The sequence below is a fragment of the Halobacillus sp. genome (assembly GCF_049282395.1).
Lineage (GTDB): Bacteria > Bacillota > Bacilli > Bacillales > Halobacillaceae > Halobacillus.
Genome location: NZ_JBAPTY010000170.1, coordinates 1 through 13,679 on the forward strand (window position 1 = coordinate 1; position 13,679 = coordinate 13,679).

General features: G+C 42.5%; 14 protein-coding genes. 3 read left to right on the top strand and 11 right to left on the bottom strand.

From position 1 onward, the window contains the following. Positions 1 to 186: 186 nt before the first annotated feature. From WAM07_RS07845 to WAM07_RS07855, 3 genes are read right to left on the bottom strand one after another with little or no spacing between them, the layout of a single operon-like run. Positions 187 to 1,206, bottom strand: coding sequence for an aliphatic sulfonate ABC transporter substrate-binding protein (locus WAM07_RS07845; RefSeq protein WP_422165933.1), 1,020 nt, complete (start codon positions 1,204 to 1,206; stop codon positions 187 to 189). A 21-nt stretch (positions 1,207 to 1,227) separates the two neighbouring features. Next, positions 1,228 to 1,986 (bottom strand): ABC transporter permease, encoded by a 759-nt coding sequence (locus WAM07_RS07850; protein WP_422165934.1) that lies wholly within the window; start codon positions 1,984 to 1,986, stop codon positions 1,228 to 1,230. After that, positions 1,970 to 2,758 (bottom strand): ABC transporter ATP-binding protein, encoded by a 789-nt coding sequence (locus WAM07_RS07855; RefSeq protein ID WP_422165935.1) that lies wholly within the window; start codon positions 2,756 to 2,758, stop codon positions 1,970 to 1,972. The genes WAM07_RS07850 and WAM07_RS07855 overlap by 17 nt, the downstream gene beginning before the upstream one ends. Positions 2,759 to 2,998: 240 nt before the next feature. Here WAM07_RS07855 and WAM07_RS07860 point away from each other — a divergent pair, with 240 nt between their 5' ends. Further along, the gene (locus WAM07_RS07860; RefSeq protein WP_422165936.1) at positions 2,999 to 3,358 is read left to right on the top strand and encodes a Lin0512 family protein; all 360 of its coding nucleotides are present in this window, start codon (positions 2,999 to 3,001) and stop codon (positions 3,356 to 3,358) included. Between the two features lie 386 nt (positions 3,359 to 3,744). Here the strand turns inward: WAM07_RS07860 and WAM07_RS07865 are convergent, their stop codons facing one another. From WAM07_RS07865 to WAM07_RS07895, 7 genes are all read right to left on the bottom strand, one after another. Then, entirely contained in the window at positions 3,745 to 4,428 is a 684-nt protein-coding gene (locus WAM07_RS07865; protein ID WP_422165937.1) for a TraR/DksA C4-type zinc finger protein, read from the bottom strand. A gap of 325 nt (positions 4,429 to 4,753) precedes the next feature. Then, positions 4,754 to 5,890 (bottom strand): bifunctional cystathionine gamma-lyase/homocysteine desulfhydrase, encoded by a 1,137-nt coding sequence (locus WAM07_RS07870; protein WP_422165938.1) that lies wholly within the window; start codon positions 5,888 to 5,890, stop codon positions 4,754 to 4,756. Positions 5,891 to 5,894: 4 nt separating this feature from the next. Continuing rightward, a complete protein-coding gene (locus WAM07_RS07875) occupies positions 5,895 to 6,812 on the bottom strand; it encodes a PLP-dependent cysteine synthase family protein (RefSeq protein WP_422165939.1) in 918 nt (305 codons plus the stop codon). Between the two features lie 21 nt (positions 6,813 to 6,833). Continuing rightward, the gene (locus WAM07_RS07880; protein ID WP_422165940.1) at positions 6,834 to 7,292 is read right to left on the bottom strand and encodes an S-ribosylhomocysteine lyase; all 459 of its coding nucleotides are present in this window, start codon (positions 7,290 to 7,292) and stop codon (positions 6,834 to 6,836) included. Positions 7,293 to 7,295: 3 nt separating this feature from the next. After that, on the bottom strand, positions 7,296 to 7,937 hold the full coding sequence (locus tag WAM07_RS07885; RefSeq protein ID WP_422165941.1) for a methyltransferase domain-containing protein: 642 nt from the start codon (positions 7,935 to 7,937) through the stop codon (positions 7,296 to 7,298). A 158-nt stretch (positions 7,938 to 8,095) separates the two neighbouring features. After that, positions 8,096 to 9,283: a DEAD/DEAH box helicase gene (locus WAM07_RS07890; RefSeq protein ID WP_422165942.1), complete on the bottom strand. Its 1,188-nt coding sequence runs from the start codon at positions 9,281 to 9,283 to the stop codon at positions 8,096 to 8,098. 938 nt (positions 9,284 to 10,221) lie between these two features. Next, positions 10,222 to 10,878 (bottom strand): peroxiredoxin, encoded by a 657-nt coding sequence (locus WAM07_RS07895; protein WP_014642282.1) that lies wholly within the window; start codon positions 10,876 to 10,878, stop codon positions 10,222 to 10,224. Between the two features lie 212 nt (positions 10,879 to 11,090). On the opposite strand from WAM07_RS07895, the gene WAM07_RS07900 reads away from it, so the two are divergent. Further along, entirely contained in the window at positions 11,091 to 12,278 is a 1,188-nt protein-coding gene (locus tag WAM07_RS07900) for a M14 family metallopeptidase (protein WP_422165943.1), read from the top strand. Positions 12,279 to 12,466: 188 nt separating this feature from the next. After that, positions 12,467 to 12,910 carry a YueI family protein gene (locus WAM07_RS07905; RefSeq protein ID WP_422165944.1) on the top strand — a complete coding sequence of 148 codons (444 nt, stop codon included), beginning with the start codon at positions 12,467 to 12,469 and terminating at the stop codon, positions 12,908 to 12,910. A gap of 135 nt (positions 12,911 to 13,045) precedes the next feature. Here the strand turns inward: WAM07_RS07905 and WAM07_RS07910 are convergent, their stop codons facing one another. Beyond that, positions 13,046 to 13,381 carry a hypothetical protein gene (locus WAM07_RS07910; protein WP_422165945.1) on the bottom strand — a complete coding sequence of 112 codons (336 nt, stop codon included), beginning with the start codon at positions 13,379 to 13,381 and terminating at the stop codon, positions 13,046 to 13,048. Positions 13,382 to 13,679: the final 298 nt, after the last annotated feature.

The window sequence follows — 13,679 nt, forward strand, 5'->3', positions numbered from 1 at the left end:
TCGCCACAGTCGGCTTAGAGAAGAATAATAAAATAAATATCAAAGTGATTCAGGGATTTTAAAAAAAGTAATAAGATCCCCTTTATTTAGTGCGGTCTTAAAGCTGTAATTATTTTCAGGGTAGCCATTTTTTTAACCATTCAAAAAACCGGAATCCAATTGGATTCCGGTTCTATATGTGATTCATTAATCAAGAAAACTTGTGTCGACAAGTCCTTCCAGATTTGGTTTTTCTTCAAGGAAACCAAGTTCATAGGATGAATTAGCAAAATCCTGAAGTGTTTTTTCTTCTACTTCATACGTGAAGTCGATACGTTCCCAGGCATTATCTATCACAGATTGAGAAAGCTCCTGATCAGTAATTTCTTTGATTTTTTTACTGGCAATTGATTTCGCTTCATCTGGGTTGTCTTGAATAAATGTCGTGGCTTTTTTATGAGCTTCTACAAGATTATCGACCATATCCGGGTTATTCTTAACAAGATCCTGAGAAGTTACAAACACCGCTGCAGGAAGAGTTTCTCCAAAAGCTACATTTGGTGTATCTACAAGAACTTTTCCAGTTCCTTCTTCTTCAATGGAGGAAGCCCATGGTTCCGGTACAGTTGCTACATCGACTTTGCCGCTTTCAAATAAGCTCGCATACGTGGCTGGTTTACCTGTTACGTGCTTCATTTGACCGTCAATACGGCTTGAGGTGATGCCATACTCTTCTTTCATCATCGTTTCGAATTGAACGTCATGGGTACATCCTACACGCGGAGAGATAAACGTTTTTCCAGGCATATCTTCCGGAGTGGTAATATCTGCACCGTTTCTAGCCATAATAACCGTGCCTCCAGTTGAACCAGCTGCTACGACATTAATTTTTGCACCGCTTGTAAAGTGGTTCATCGCTGGACCTGGACCAACCAGACCGCCCTGGATATCGCCGGTCTCAAGAGCCGTCATGAAAGCTGAACCATCCGGGAAGTATTGATAGTTCACTTTTGTTCCATCAGGCAGTGTTTCTGAGTACAAATCTTTTTCTTCCGCAACCATGCCGGCTACGTGGTTAATATTCGGGAAGTAGCCTATGGTGATTTCTTTATTGCCATTGCCCTCACCATCACCTTCTCCGCTCGCATTCGATGATTCCTCTCCACCACATGCAGCAAGGATCAGACTTAATGTTAGTAACGTGAAAACAGAAAATAATTTTTTCATATTTCTTTACCCCTCTCTTCTCTATGTTTTTAATAAACCCCAGCGTTTCATTACATTCTTCTCTAATTTTGAAAAAACAAGCTGATCAACGACAGCTCCAATAACGCCAATGATGATAATAATTCCTATAACTTGATCCATTCGGGCATAATCCTGCGCATAGCGTAAGGAATAGCCAAGCCCAGGACCGTTACTTAATAACTCTCCGGCCATTAATGCACGCCAGCTGAAAGCCCAGGCCAGACGCAGACCGGACATGAAATAAGGAATACTTGATGGAATTTCCACTCGGAAAAAGAGTGAAAGTCCATTGGTTCCCATTGTTCTCGCTGCTCTTACCAGCTGCGGTGGGACACTATGAATGGCAGAACGGACATTCAGTGCCATGACAAAAGTTCCGCCCAATACCACGACGAATACAACGGCGAACTCTGAAAAACCGAATAGCATGATCGCAAGCGGCACCCAAACAATACTTGGGATACTTTGCAAAGCAATCAAATACATCCCAGCTGTTTCATCGGCCTGCTTTGATTTACCAAGGATCACACCAAGGATGGTTCCGAACACGATAGCGAGAGAAAGTCCACTGAATAAGTGCCTGAAACTTGCACCCAGAGCATTTAGAAAATCTCCAGTTGTAAATCCTGTGATCAGCGCCTGCCCTACCTGTAAAGGGCCGGGGAAGACGATTTTCTCATAAACCCCTAATGAATAGACTAACTGCCAAATTCCTATAACTGCGAGTAAAAATAGAATTCTTTTAAGAATGACTTTCATAACTAAGCTCTTCCTTCAGGACTTTATTAATTTCTACTTCCAGGAGACCCATCACCTTTTTCTCTAGCTCAATGACTTGAGGGTCATCGCGTCTTCTTGGCCTCGGCAGATCAATATTGAAATCAGCTATGATCTTACCCGGTCGTGTTCCCATAACGATTACGCGGTCAGACAGCTTAATGGCTTCTTGTATACTGTGAGTCACAAAAAGAATGGTCTTCTTCGTTTCTTCCCAGATCTTCATCAATTCTTCATGAAGAATGTGACGTGTCTGCTCATCAAGCGCTCCGAACGGTTCATCCATGAGCAGCACTTTCGGGTCCATAGCAAGAGCTCTTGCGATAGCCACTCGCTGCTGCATGCCTCCGGACAGTTCATGAGTATAATGCTCCTTAAAACGGCTCAAATGAACCATTTGTAGAAAACGATCCGCCTTCTCTTCTGCATCTTTTTTAGATCCCATGCTTTTCAAAGGGAACATCACATTCTCTTTGACATTCAGCCATGGAAAAAGGGAGGCCTGCTGAAAAATCATGCCCCTGTCAGTTCCTGCCTTCTTGATTTCCTGACCTTCCAATACAATCGAACCAGCTGAAACACTTTCAAGACCTGCCACCATGGAAAGAAGAGTAGACTTTCCACAGCCGGAGGGACCAAGCAGGGATACAAACTGATTTTGTTCTATATTTAAATCGATTCCAGAAAACACTTCAAAGCTTCCCTGGTTTTTATCGTCGAACGTTTTACTCACATCATTGATCTGTAAAAACATGGCGGCCCCCTAACACAATAATTCCTATAAACTTACTATGTTTTAATTATAGTATTAGATTATACAGATATTCGAAATAGTGTGTCAACTTGATTTGGAAAATTCATGCATGATTTTTTTCAACAATTCTCCGCCTCCCCATCTTTCGAATAGTAATCGGACATTTAAAAAACTTTAATTGGTAAAGGTTTCAAATTTTGAATATGTGATAAACACTTTGTAAGAAAGGTGGTATCAATCATGGATCAAATGTTATTCGTTCAAACAGGAATGGGAATTGATGTTCATGGTCAAAACATTACAAAAGCCGCCGTACGTGCGGTTAAAAATGCGATCCACACAAATTCTATGCCAGGCATACGTGAGGCTCTGCCCGAAAAATCGCTTGATAATATGAAAACGAATGTGAAGCTTGCTCTTCCTTGCGATCATGATCAGCTGGATCACGAAGAAGTGAAAAAGGCAATCCCATATGGTGAAGTAACTATTGAAATTATGGATGGCGGCATGAAAACCACGAGCGGCATTGTTCTTGAAGATAAGGACGATAAAAACGATCAAATGTACATGGTCAATACTTCCATTGAAGTCGGCTACTAAATTTGTGTATAAAAGGGAGCTTCCCCTAAGCGGAAGCTCCCTTTTTCTCGTTTTCTAAACGAAAGTTTCTATTATATACAATGCTGATTTTTCAGATAAGCTAGACTCAGTTTCGAGATATTTGTTAGAAAGAAGGTCCTTCGGGGGACGATTTCGCTTCCCGGCCCTGCACGATGCAGGGTCGTTCGACGTTGCCACACGACGTGGCGGTCTTAGTCGAACCTCTTCTGCGCGGAGCCTCCTCATATGGTAACGAACCCAATTTTATCTCGAAATCGAGTTTCTACTATCCGACCCTATACTCCAATAAATGAAATAAAAGATCAATATCCGGGAGCTATTTTTAAACAAAAGGAGGAAAGGCCATGGGACCTTCCCTCCTTTTCTTAATCCTCTGATCGTTCCGCTTCTGCTTCATCTATGTCGTTCATGTACTTGTCATAATGAACATTGCGTTCAAACGTCACACGATCAGCTCCCGTGTATCCATGCATATCAGTAGATACAAAAGGCTCAAATTCTTCTACATACCCAGTTCCATCCTGATTGTCCATTAAAGATGAACCATCGTAAGTCATGCTGCTCTGGTTAAAGGAAGCAACCTGTTCATAAGCATTCTGCTCATTATATTCAGGATCATCGGATTGCGTTCCGTAATTCGCCTCGAGATCTTCAAGAACCTCTTCTTCAACGGGGCGATCTTTAGACATTTCCTGATTGGATGACGCTTGAGAAACAGTGCGTGCAGTCGGAAGTGCTTCCAGTCGTTCTTTTGGAATCAGCTTCCCTGTTTTTTCACAGATGCCGTATTTTCCTGCTTTCATTTGGTTAAGGGAATACTCAATATCCGAGAGCTCTTCTTTTAAGTGTCCTAAAAGAGCAATATCTTTTTCTCTTTCATACAATTCGCTTCCAGAATCCGCCGGATGATTATCATACTGGGAAAGCTCACCTGAAGCCATATCACTGGCAAAGCCGCGCTCTATTCCCAATGAGTTCTTTTCCAATAAACGGGTCTCTATTTCCATCTGTCTTTCTTCTAATTGTTTTTTATAGTGTTCGTAATCCATACTTTCCACTCCTGCTTCATAGTCCTTCTTAGTGTGGCTTACGAACAGGTCTCTATACAAAGAGTGTTCTGGTAAATTTCCTTATTGATTTTCACAAAAACCTGTTTGTTTTCCTGGGTACTGGACGACTCTGGGTCATGAAAAGTGAATCATATCCTCCAAGACATTACCCAATCATTGGGTTAACTCTATCGTGTCGTCAGCTGCCTCAATTGCGTCGTTAAGTCACTTTGCATCTTGCTCTACTCGAACTGGTCTATACTTATCTTTATCTCAGAACAATACATAAAAAAAGCGCATCCCCAAAGGGTTGCGCTTTTCAAAATTATTTACGTAAAGCTTCAAGAAAATCTTCTTTTAAATCTTCAATATCTTCAAGACCGATGGACACACGGACAAGCCCCTCGGTTATACCAAGCTCGCCCCGGCGCACTTCTGGAATAGAAGCATGTGTCATTTTAGCCGGTACGGAAATTAAGCTTTCGACTGCTCCAAGACTTTCAGCAAGGGTGAAATAGCGGACATTCTGCAGTACTTTATCTGCTTTTTCCCCGCTTCCTACGTCAAAAGAGATCATTCCGCCGTTTCCGCGCGCCTGATTCTGATGAACGTCATGACCAACGTGCTCTGTAAGACCTGGATAGTAAATGTTTGTCACCTCTGGAAGTCCTTGTAAAAATTCAACGAATGCACGCGTGTTTTCTTCAATTTCTTCCATACGGACTCCCAATGTTTTAATACCACGCATAAGCAGCCAGGCATCCTGCGGTCCGAGAATACCACCGGAGGAGTTTAGTACGAAGTGAACCTCTTCTGCTAATTGTTCAGAGTTCACAACAACCAGTCCGGCGACTACGTCACTATGTCCGCCCAGGTATTTCGTTGCACTGTGCAGAACGATGTCTGCTCCAAAATCAATTGGATTCTGCCAGTAAGGCGTGCTAAATGTATTATCCACGATAAAGGTTAAATTATGAGCTTTAGCAAGCTCAGAAGTTTTCTTAAGATCTGTTATTTTTAACAAAGGATTCGTCGGCGTCTCCACATATAACGCTTTCGTGCGCTCGGTCATCGCTGCTTCAATATTTTTGGAGTCACTGGTATCTACAAAGCTTGCTTCGAGACCAAAGCGGGTAATTACTTGGGAAACGAGGCGGTACGTTCCGCCGTACACATCATCCGTAAAGATGATATGATCTCCCTGCTTAAAGGTCATAAGTACAGCGGTAATTGCCGCCATTCCAGACCCAAAGGCAAAGCCTGCGTAGCCGCCTTCAATTTCTTTAATTAATTCTTCAAGGGCAAAACGAGTCGGATTGCCGGTCCTGGAATACTCATATCCCCGATGCTTTCCTACTCCATCCTGCGCATAGGTACTGACTTGATAAATCGGTACAGAAACTGCACCGGTCTTTTCATCTCCTGTAATACCACCGTGAATTAATTGCGTTTTCTTTCTCATAACTTCACTCCTCATATATCCCTTGGCTTAAGTATCGTTCACTGCTGTCCGGAAAGACCGTTACAATTCTGGCACCAGGTTCAGCTTGCTCCGCTTCACGCAAAGCCGCTTCAAAAGCTGCTCCGGATGAACTGGCTACAAGCAGTCCTTCATTTAATGCCAGTTCCTTTACACGTTGAAAGGCAATGGAATCCGGAATCGTATGAATAGCATCAAAATAAGAGGTGTCCATATAAAAAGGCAGGAATTCCATGCCAATCCCTTCTGTATCGTGCGGACCGGCCTTCCCTCCATTAATGACGGAGCCTTCTGGTTCGACAATTACTGTCTTGATCGCTGGATTCTGCTCTTTTAAATAGCGGGAAGTACCCATAAAGGTTCCCCCTGTTCCAGCACCAGCAAGGAAAATGTCAATTTCTCCATTCAAATCTGTGTATATCTCAGGTCCTAACGTTTCGTAGTATGCATCTGGATTTGCTTGATTATTAAATTGCTGCAGGCTGAATGAATCAGGAATTTCGTCAACCAATTCATCCGCTTTTTTGATGGCTCCGCGCATCCCTTCTTCAGTGGGAGTGTTGATCACTTCTGCGCCGAGCGCTCTCATAAGTGTCTGTTTCTCCTGACTGAACTTTTCAGGGGTGACAAACACAACGCGGTATCCTTTTCCTACAGCAGCAAGGGCAACTCCTATACCTGTGTTACCTGCGGTGGCTTCAATAATCGTGCCGCCCGGTTTAAGCATTCCTTTATTCAAGGCGTCCTCAATCAGTTTTAAACCCAGACGGTCTTTTATACTACCGCCTGGGTTCATGAATTCAAGCTTAGCAAAAATACGGGCTTGATTCGGGATGTCCGAGTGAGTAAGCTCGATCATCGGTGTGTGACCGATTAACGATTGAACATTCCTGACATAACTCATCAAACTCTCACCCTTCGTTTATTAAAAAACTTCCGTCCATTCATCACGTTTGTTAAGCAATTCGCGCGCAAGCTCTTGTGCACCTTCTAAGCTGTGACTCGCTGCGAATCCGCATTGCACTTCATTGCAGGCCGGAACTTCTTTAGCTTCCAGTACGTCATTCAGCGTGTTTTCTACAACCTGAAGGATATTTTCATAGCTGTCATCATTTAGTACAGCAAGATAAAATCCTGTCTGGCAGCCCATTGGACCGATATCGATAATACGGTCGTGATGATTACGGCTGTTTTCAGCCATCAGGTGTTCAAGGGAATGAAGAGCCGGCATATCCATATGCTCCTGGTTAGGCTGTTTTACACGGATATCATATTTGTAGATCTTGTCACCTTTATCTCCTTCGGTTACACCGACAAGACGGATATAAGGAGCTTTCACTTTCGTATGATCCAGGTTAAAGCTTTCTACGTTCATCTGTGTCATAAATCATTCTCCTTTTTTTGCCTGAATCAACCAGGCGTATTTATTCATTTGTTTAAATGATACCTCAAATCCTTGATTGGAAAACATTTCCTTCAACTCATCGAGATACCCGTAATACTCTTCCTGTAAATCCTGCGCCAGATTCAAGTGACCGGATTTTTCCGCATTTTTAATTAATGCTTGTTTATGAGTTTCATCCTTAAAAAGAGTATCTATAAAAATAATCTGACCTTTACTTTCCAGTTTATCATTAAATTTCTGAATTGCTTCTATTTTTTCACTGGTTGTTAAATGATGAAAGGCAAAAGAACTGACAATGGACTGAATAGGTGTTATCAACTGAGGATAATTAAGAAAATCTCCATCAAAAATGGCTGCTTCCGGACACTTCAAGTTGGCAATCCTCCGCATTTCGGATGATGGTTCAATACCAATAACAACTTTATTCTGTCCGATCATTTTACGAGTCAAATTAGCTGTCCCTATACCGAATTCCATAACCGGAGAAATGGAGAGACCGGCCAGAAGTTCCAGCATATCCTCATAACCCTCAAAAACTTCTTTATATTCTGGATCATTTCCAGACACTGTATCATCATATGAACTCGCCCATTGGTTAAATAGGTCGACAAATTCTACGCCCATCTTTCTTCCATCCCCTAATCTTTATAATCCCTATCAACAAACTCGGGATTACATGTTTAATGTATCATATTTCAGAGGGAGGCTCAACGGAATAGTCTTAAGACCTATTTTTAGCAAAAAAAAGATCCGCTCCTCCTGTGGAAAGAGCGGATCTCCTGCTATCTTCGTCTTTGAGAGCGTTTTGTTTTTTTCTTTGGTGGTTCTGATTTAGATTCTTTTTCCTTACCTGGGGATAAATTGGCAAGGGAACGGCGTTCTATTTTCTGTTTAATACTCTTTTCAATCGATTGCAGAGCCTGGCGATCCTTTGGAGCAGCAAACGTAATTGCAAGCCCCTTCCCTCCAGCTCTTCCGGTACGGCCAATCCGGTGAATATAACTCTCAGGGTCCTGCGGGATGTCGTAATTGAACACGTGCGTGATCCCTTCCACATCAAGACCGCGGGCGGCTACATCGGTTGCTACTAGATATTGAATCTTTGCATCACGGAACCGCTTCATGACTTTCTCCCGTTTCGCCTGCGATAAATCGCCATGAAGTTCATCTGCTTCAAACCCATGGCTTAACAAGGCATCATTCAACTTCCTTGCTCTACGTTTAGTCCGGCAGAATATCAAAGCAAGGAAAGGGCGGTGTTCCTGCATAATTTCAATCAATGTATCCTGCTTGGCACGGTCGGTTGTTTCATAGACCAGCTGTTTAATTCCCTCTAATGTTACAGTCTTTTCCTGCACCGTAATTCTTCTTGGATCCTTGAGAATTTTCTTGCCCAGCTGATTGACCTGAGTTGTGATAGTCGCCGAGAATAACATGATTTGTTTTGTTTCAGGTGTCTGGCTTAAGATATCCTGTACATCTGGCAGAAAGCCTGCTTCAAGCATCTGATCCGCTTCATCGAGAACCATGTATTTCACCGCTTCAAGAGAAATCGTTCCCCTCCGTAAATGGTCAAGCATTCTCCCTGGTGTTGCAATGACAATATGTGCTTGTCCATCCAGCTTATGAGCCTGTTTGGCTACGTCCTGACCGCCATAAACAGCCAGCACATGCATATCCTCTGTCTTTAACTTTCGTACTTCTTCCGTAATCTGAAGCGCAAGCTCCCGTGTAGGCGTGACAATCACTGCCTGTACGGTGGCCTCCTCTACACGGATATTCTGTAAAATTGGCAATAGAAATGCAAAGGTTTTCCCTGTTCCTGTCTGCGCTTGAGCAATCACGTCGCGTCCATCCATTAAAGCGGGAATCGCTTCTTGCTGGATAGGAGTGGGAGCCCCAATACCTTCTTGCGTTAATTTATCAATAAACTCTTTCCGTACCCCTAGTTGTTCAAATGTTTCCTTCATTACGATCACTTCTTCCTATTATAACCTTCTTCTATTATTGTACCTGAAACCTATGATTTATGAGCCCTTTTAGTGAAATTAAGTTTGAAAAAGCTCTGATTAACCTCATTGTTAGTATTACGTTTAAGCTCCCGTTACTTGAAGACTCAGTTTCGAGATATTTTGAGTGGAAGGTCCTCCGGGGGACGATTTCGCTTTCCGTGGGCATGTGGTAAGCTTCCTCAGGCTTCGCCTTCCGGGATCTTACCGATCATGTTCATCCCACAGGAGTCTACATAGTCCCCCTCCGGACCTAGCCGGATCAGAAACTTGAAAAGGCTTCATTCTTCACCCATTTGAGAAGAAATAAACACATGGACGTGTACATTTTTTAGGCTGGACCTAAGCAGGATAGCCTGATATATAAGCATTTCTAGTAGGTTAAGGAAGAGAAAAATCCTCTCTATCCGTGGGGCCGCTATTCGTAATAAAGGTGGGTTAGTGGGGAAATAGCGAGACTCCCATGGGAGAAGGAACTAGGTGAGATCCCGCAGGGAGTGAAACGAGCGACTAAGCTCATGGTAAAGAGGAGGATCGACTAAAATCGCCACATCCTGTGGCAACGTCGATCGATCCTACGTCGTGTAGGGCCATAGGAAAGTGTTCTAATGTGGAATCACCCCAAAAGACACCAACAGCATAAGCCGAGCTACAAAAGGATGGTGGTTTTTCCGTCCGTTGATGCTCGGCTTATGTCTCGAGTCTCTGGGTGATGGAACAAGACGAGTTATTTCCTCACCAGCCCTTCTTGAAATATCGTAACGGACCCGTATTACCTCGAAACTGAATCTTCAACTAAACGACCCGATTCTGTAATAAGCCTTTTTAAAATTCACCATAACTTTAAAGCAAAGCCATAAAAAAGAACAGGCTGTCCGCTAGACAGCCTGCTTCCCCGATTATACGTCTTTTTTAGAAATATACCAGTCGATATATTCAATGCCTTCTTCCTCGGCACGTTTCGCTGCTTCTTCTTGCGATTTCGGAGGTGAAACCACTGCTTTATCTCCTTCCTGCCAGTTAGCAGGAGTGGATACACCGTGTTCATCTGTCGTCTGTAGAGCTTTCACGAGACGCAGGATTTCCTGCATGTTTCTTCCGGTCGTCAGTGGATAATAAATGATAGACCTGATCTTCTGTTTATCGTCAATGACAAATACAGCACGACTTGTTTCTACCTGACTTTCGCCTGGCATAATCATACCGTATTTCATAGCTACTTGTTTATCAAGATCGGCAATAACAGGAAATTCAATGTTCGTATTAAAGTTTTCTTCGATACTTCTAATCCAGGCAATATGGGATGGAACACTATCAACGCTTAATCCCAGCAGTTCTGTGTTCATTTCTTTTAATTCAGGATAGATTTCCTGAAGCCCCACAAACTCTGTTGTACAAACCGGGGTAAAATCTGATGGATGAGAAAATAGGACAAGCCACTTGCCTTTATAATCTTCCAACGAGATGTTTCCTTGACTGGTTGCCGCATTAAAAGCTGGCGCGTCATCTCCAATTCTCGGCATTTGTACTTGTTGATTTGTTTCTGTCTGTTCCATTTTTCTACCTCCTTTTAAATTAAAAAACCCTCTTGGGTATATGTACCACCAGACCCCTGGTGGTTAATCATGGAATTTTAATAACAGGGCAAAAGACTTAATTACAGCTCATGAACCTATGTATTCATATGATTAATTTCTAAATAGCTTCATGCACCTCCCTTCCTTCCCATATAGTAGTAAAAAGATTACCGTGCTTAGGAGGTCCTACCATGGATATAAACGTGAGAAGCGGGGATACGCTCTGGTACTACTCTAATTTATTTAATGTACCATTAAAACTGATTATAGATTCCAATCCACAAGTAAACCCTTCTGCCTTAGTTATCGGTCAGATCATTAAAATCCCAGGCTACCAAGTAAGTTCTTATAAGATTCAAGCGAATGATACATTTTGGAAAATTGCTACCGAAAGACGTATCGCTGTCGACTCGTTAGCTTTACTGAATCCGACTGTTAATCCGAGACAGCTGCAAATCGGACAATCTATACGAATTCCTGTAAAAGTTACCTACCGGGTAGTGGATGGAAATCAGGCTTACGACTATCAGGTTTTGACCGGACACTTGAATGAACTATTAGAAATTTATCCGTTCATTCGCAATGAAACCATCGGTCAGAGCGTAATGGGAAAGAATTTGGATGAACTTCAAATTGGACGAGGATCGAAAATTGTTCACTGGAACGGGTCTTTTCATGGGAACGAATGGATTACTACCGCTGTAATCATGCAATTTTTAAATGATTATTTATTAGCTTTAACGAACAAAGAATCGATTCGCGGTCTGGATGTTGGTCCTTTTTATGATCAAGTCACCTTATCCATTGTTCCGATGGTGGATCCGGATGGAGTTAACCTGGTCCTAAATGGCCCTCCTGAAGGCGAATTTGGTCAGGAAGCTCTTAGAATCAATCAGGGGAGTACAGATTTCTCAGGGTGGAAAGCGAACATACGTGGAGTGGATTTAAACAATCAATATCCTGCTAAATGGGATGTGGAAGCAGCGAGAAAACCAAAAGAACCAGCATTCAGGGATTTCCCTGGATACCAGCCATTAACAGAGCCTGAAGCAATCGCCATGGCTGAACTTGCAGGAGAACGATTATTTGAAAAAATGTTAGCATTCCATACTCAGGGTGAGGTTATTTACTGGGGGTATGAAGGACTTGAACCGCCAAGAGCTATGACGATCGTTAATGAATTCGGTCGTGTCAGTGGATATGAACCCATTCGTTACGTGGACAGTTACGCAGGATACAAAGACTGGTTTGTAAAAGTGTACCGGCAGCCAGGCTTTACTGTGGAACTGGGTGAAGGTGTTAACCCCCTCCCTCTCAGTCAGTTCGATGAAATCTATCAGGAAACGATCGGTATTTTTCTTGCCAGTATGTATATGTAAAAAAGCGATGCCTGTTGCGGCATCGCTTTTTAATTATTCTTAGATACCAACAAATATACGATCTAGCACTTTTAAAAAGTACCGGGGCTTTTTCTAACACTTCTCTTTATTTAGGGACTTCGCAGATGCGTGAGGAAAGAGTTTGTTTTAAAATGGACATAGTAATGATAAGGAAAGAAGGTGGCAGCATGAGCAATAAAGAAATAGAAGATAAATTACAAGAAGGCATATATGGTAAAAAGCAAATCAGACCCTCTGAACGTAAACGGTTCTTAGGTACAATTAGAGAGCGCGTAGTCCTGGCGCTCACGAAGGGACAACTGATGCAGGATCTATCTCTTAAAGAACTAGAGAAAGCTATGCAACAGCATCCAGAGACCAAACTTTTACTAAACGGTCACGTAGCTTCGAGATTTATGAAGGAAGAAAAGAAGTTAGCAGCTAAATATAAGATCCCCTACACGAATGTTATGAATCAGAATGCAGACTCAGATCTTGGTGCGGTATTAACGTACGATTACGCTGTGGATATAGAAGATATCTTTGTTCCTGAAAAGGAGGAAAAACCAGAAGAGAAAGCTAAAGATTCCGGTTTTTTATCTACGGTTAAGAGCTGGTTTACTTCTAAGTAAGCCTAGTAAGTTAAAGCATCCCATTCAAAGGCTGCCAAAAACGATTGCTCAACGGAACTAAGAAAATCAACTCACATATAAAAGACCCTCCTACGAGGGAGAGTCCTGTTGAGATATCATTTAAAATCTGTTCATTTACAGCTTCGACTGCTCCATATGTCCATCATGCTCTACGATTACTTTCAGTGCTTCGTCATAATTTTCTTCTGGAATTTTGAAATTGAGCACATGAGTAAGATGGCGTTTATCAGCCATTGCATCCTTGTCTTTATTGGGAGTGATTACATCTGTAAAGTTAAATGTTCCTCCGCCGGTATTCGCCGATCCACTTGCAGGAACGATTGGCGTTAGATCCACTTCTTCCGGGATAGGTTCAACGGCTTCTTGTTCAATATTATACTTTTGCAAAGATGATTTTGCGCTTTCTGCATCGTTTTCCGTTCTAAAATAAGCTTCTACATGTTTAGTCATCGTCTCAATCCCCTTTTAAAAGTGTTCTACTATGTATAATATCCTTTTTGTCACTTTTAAAACGTTTACCCCCCTTATATCATCCCGGTACTCTTCAACTAAAGCTCCCGTTTCATGAAGACTTAGTTTCGAGACTTTTGTGAGAATTTGGTCCTGCGGGGGACGATTTCGCTTTTCGCGGGCATGTGCTGAGCTTCCTCGGGCTTAACAGCCCTGCGGGATCTCACCGATCATGTTCATCCCGCAGAAGTCTTCATCGTCCCCCTCCGGACCTGGCTAAATCTGAGACTCGAAACGG

Excerpts from the sequence above, each read along its gene's own strand:
- WAM07_RS07855 (WP_422165935.1), bottom strand. The coding sequence starts at position 2,758 with ATGTTTTTACAGATCAATGATGTGAGTAAAACGTTCGACGATAAAAAC.
- WAM07_RS07860 (WP_422165936.1), top strand. The coding sequence starts at position 2,999 with ATGGATCAAATGTTATTCGTTCAAACAGGAATGGGAATTGATGTTCAT.
- WAM07_RS07885 (WP_422165941.1), bottom strand. The coding sequence starts at position 7,937 with ATGGGCGTAGAATTTGTCGACCTATTTAACCAATGGGCGAGTTCATAT.
- WAM07_RS07845 (WP_422165933.1), bottom strand. The coding sequence starts at position 1,206 with ATGAAAAAATTATTTTCTGTTTTCACGTTACTAACATTAAGTCTGATC.
- WAM07_RS07890 (WP_422165942.1), bottom strand. The coding sequence starts at position 9,283 with ATGAAGGAAACATTTGAACAACTAGGGGTACGGAAAGAGTTTATTGAT.
- WAM07_RS07850 (WP_422165934.1), bottom strand. The coding sequence starts at position 1,986 with ATGAAAGTCATTCTTAAAAGAATTCTATTTTTACTCGCAGTTATAGGA.
- WAM07_RS07875 (WP_422165939.1), bottom strand. The coding sequence starts at position 6,812 with ATGAGTTATGTCAGGAATGTTCAATCGTTAATCGGTCACACACCGATG.
- WAM07_RS07870 (WP_422165938.1), bottom strand. The coding sequence starts at position 5,890 with ATGAGAAAGAAAACGCAATTAATTCACGGTGGTATTACAGGAGATGAA.
- WAM07_RS07880 (WP_422165940.1), bottom strand. The coding sequence starts at position 7,292 with ATGACACAGATGAACGTAGAAAGCTTTAACCTGGATCATACGAAAGTG.
- WAM07_RS07865 (WP_422165937.1), bottom strand. The coding sequence starts at position 4,428 with ATGGATTACGAACACTATAAAAAACAATTAGAAGAAAGACAGATGGAA.
- WAM07_RS07905 (WP_422165944.1), top strand. The coding sequence starts at position 12,467 with ATGAGCAATAAAGAAATAGAAGATAAATTACAAGAAGGCATATATGGT.
- WAM07_RS07900 (WP_422165943.1), top strand. The coding sequence starts at position 11,091 with ATGGATATAAACGTGAGAAGCGGGGATACGCTCTGGTACTACTCTAAT.
- WAM07_RS07895 (WP_014642282.1), bottom strand. The coding sequence starts at position 10,878 with ATGGAACAGACAGAAACAAATCAACAAGTACAAATGCCGAGAATTGGA.
- WAM07_RS07910 (WP_422165945.1), bottom strand. The coding sequence starts at position 13,381 with ATGACTAAACATGTAGAAGCTTATTTTAGAACGGAAAACGATGCAGAA.